4 protein-coding genes are annotated in these 2,401 nt (G+C 36.2%); 1 reads left to right on the top strand and 3 read right to left on the bottom strand.

What is annotated here, in order from left to right; translation table 11 throughout:
* Positions 1-252: 252 nt before the first annotated feature.
* Complete coding sequence (locus tag JOC94_RS22530) at positions 253-1,116, bottom strand: nucleotidyltransferase-like protein (RefSeq protein ID WP_077109561.1); 864 nt, start codon at positions 1,114-1,116, stop codon at positions 253-255.
* Positions 1,117-1,249: 133 nt separating this feature from the next.
* Between JOC94_RS22530 and JOC94_RS22525 the strand changes: the two genes are divergently transcribed.
* Positions 1,250-1,603 carry a YgzB family protein gene (locus tag JOC94_RS22525; RefSeq protein ID WP_077109560.1) on the top strand — a complete coding sequence of 118 codons (354 nt, stop codon included), beginning with the start codon at positions 1,250-1,252 and terminating at the stop codon, positions 1,601-1,603.
* Positions 1,604-1,639: 36 nt separating this feature from the next.
* On the opposite strand, the gene perR is transcribed toward JOC94_RS22525, so the two are convergent.
* Positions 1,640-2,077: a peroxide-responsive transcriptional repressor PerR gene (perR, locus tag JOC94_RS22520; RefSeq protein ID WP_139345531.1), complete on the bottom strand. Its 438-nt coding sequence runs from the start codon at positions 2,075-2,077 to the stop codon at positions 1,640-1,642.
* 123 nt (positions 2,078-2,200) lie between these two features.
* The coding region (locus JOC94_RS22515; RefSeq protein WP_205180424.1) for a hypothetical protein at positions 2,201-2,401 on the bottom strand (201 nt) is incomplete at its 5' end.

Below are 2,401 nucleotides of genomic sequence, written 5' to 3'. Positions count from 1 at the left end.
ACTCTCATGTAAAAGTTTGGTTAGCTCATAATTAAAGCTGACTAATCAATTATTGATTGACGTTTCGTTTCGTTCAGTTTTCAAAGATCAAACTTTCGCTTGCCGCTTTATAGGCGACTTTTATATATTAACATATTGAACATCATTATGTCAACATGTTTTTTAATTCGTTTTTTGTCGGCTGTTTATCAGCGACGACTACTAATATATCAAACAACGTTTTTTATGTCAACAACAAATTTTAAAAAACATCTATCCAGTTTGATAACAGCGTTCATAGATCCCCTTTAAGTCCGTTTCCACTTGGACCGGGACAATAACACTTCTTTCAATTAAGTAGTCAAACAGAATGCTTAAGTTTGCTCCGTAGTGTTTTGTTTGGGGATGTTGGACAATTTCTTCAAATCTCCAGAGAGGCTTCTCTTGCATAACTCCCAATAAGTGTTCTGTTCCTAAAGGAGTTTTCGAGTATATTAAAAATTCACTTGCCAAATATAACAGCTCTAGCCTTTTATCAATCGATTCGTTCCCAAGAACCAGCTCCTCATACAACTTTAAAATTTCTGGTTCAATTTGCTTGATCTGTCTCCAAACGGCCGAATCCGGTAACAGCCCGCTCTCTATAACAGCTATCTTTCCCAGTCGATAAAGCGCATATACCGCATGATGAAAAGCATGAAAAAATTGATCTTTCTTGAAAAAACTTTTTCCTTCTGTAAAGCTTTTGATTAATTCGGCAAATTCCAGCCCAATCGTTAGTTTTCGCTTTTTCGTCATTAAGCTGTGCAAATCATTTTTCAAGCACTCCATATAACGGTCACGGTCAAATAATATATGCCCTTCATGCCATATATCTATCAACTTTAGCTGTGAACCGGGCAGCGTCCATTCTTGTAGCCGCTTTTCATCAATAATGTAAAAAGCAATTTTCTTTTCCTGGAAGTTGTAGTGCTTAATTACTTCCAGCTTATCCTGCCAGACTTCAACGACTATCACTATTACATCAAACATATCCATGGCCGTCAATAATCTGTCTTCTTTTTCAATCATTATTATTCCTAATGTGGTGGATTTGGAAGCATATTGTTCAAATAATGGCCGCAGGATATCCTCCATTATCATTCCTCCAAATAAAAATTGATTTCGTAATTGTTTCGACGATTTGATGTGATTTTCCTGCTTTTTTCAATTATATACACTTTGCTAGGCCTTTTTTATGGTATAGTGTATTTTTGGGAGGGCTGGTAATATGGCAAAAAAATATTCAAGTAAAATAAACAAAATCCGCAGTTTTGCGTTAAGTTTAATTTTTATCGGATTCATCATTATGTATGTAGGCATTTTCTTTCAAAAGCAGCCGATCCTCATGACATTATTTATGTTGTTGGGCTTATTGGCCATTATTGGTAGTACAGTGGTCTATTTCTGGATTGGAATGCTTTCCACAAAAGCTGTTCAGGTAATATGCCCAAATTGCGATAAAGCGACAAAGGTTCTTGGACGGGTAGATATGTGCATGCATTGCCGTGAGCCGCTCACACTTGACCCTGAACTTGAAGGAAAAGAGTTCGATGAAAATTATAATCGAAAAAGAAATAAATAAATGAAAAAGATCGCCTGCTTTTATACGGCGATCTTTTTAGTGGTTTTGTCGATTTTGGCACTCGGGACAGACTCCGTAAATTTCCATTCGATGGGTCCCAACTTCAAAACCCGTTACATGTGCAGCAAGCTGTTCTACTTCATCAAGACCGGGATAATGGAAATCAACAATTTTTTCGCATTTTTCACATATGATATGGTAATGATCCGTTGTTACAAAGTCAAAGCGGCTGGATGCATCACCATAAGTAAGTTCTTTAACGAGCCCGACTTCCTTGAAAACCCGCAAATTGTTATAAACAGTAGCAACACTCATATTTGGAAATTTACTTTCAAGAGATTTATAAATATCGTCAGCAGTCGGATGAGACATTGACTGAATCAGGTATTCTAAAATCGCATGACGTTGAGGTGTAATCCGGACCCCTGTTTTTTTCAACGTATCAATTGCCTCTTTTAACTGGTGTTCTGACATCGCCATGCACCTCTTTTCTTATAAGAAATTGATTCTCTTTTTATAATCCTTATAATTAGTGTACTAATTGATATGACGTTTTGTCAATGATTATCATTGTTTTCACTATAAGTATACTCTTTTTTAAGCTGTTTCATGTCCTGGTAATCGGAAACCAATGAAAGCAGATTGGTTTTTAAGTGCTGGAAACAACAAAAAAGGACTGCTACTGCAGTCCAAAATGAATTTTATATACTCTCGGCATTCCAAACGAGTAAATTCCTGAATTCCCAAAAATTTACTGGAAATGGAGTGTAATCTGATGAGGAGATGGTCATTTTCATA

It is taken from the genome of Siminovitchia thermophila, from assembly GCF_016909185.1.
Lineage (GTDB): Bacteria > Bacillota > Bacilli > Bacillales > Bacillaceae_C > Siminovitchia > Siminovitchia thermophila.
Note: the sequence above shows the minus strand (reverse complement) of the source record. Positions and strands in the feature narration are given on the sequence as shown.

Coding starts and splice junctions, on each gene's coding strand:
- JOC94_RS22530 (WP_077109561.1), bottom strand. CDS start 1,116: ATGGAGGATATCCTGCGGCCATTATTTGAACAATATGCTTCCAAATCC.
- JOC94_RS22525 (WP_077109560.1), top strand. CDS start 1,250: ATGGCAAAAAAATATTCAAGTAAAATAAACAAAATCCGCAGTTTTGCG.
- perR (WP_139345531.1), bottom strand. CDS start 2,077: ATGTCAGAACACCAGTTAAAAGAGGCAATTGATACGTTGAAAAAAACA.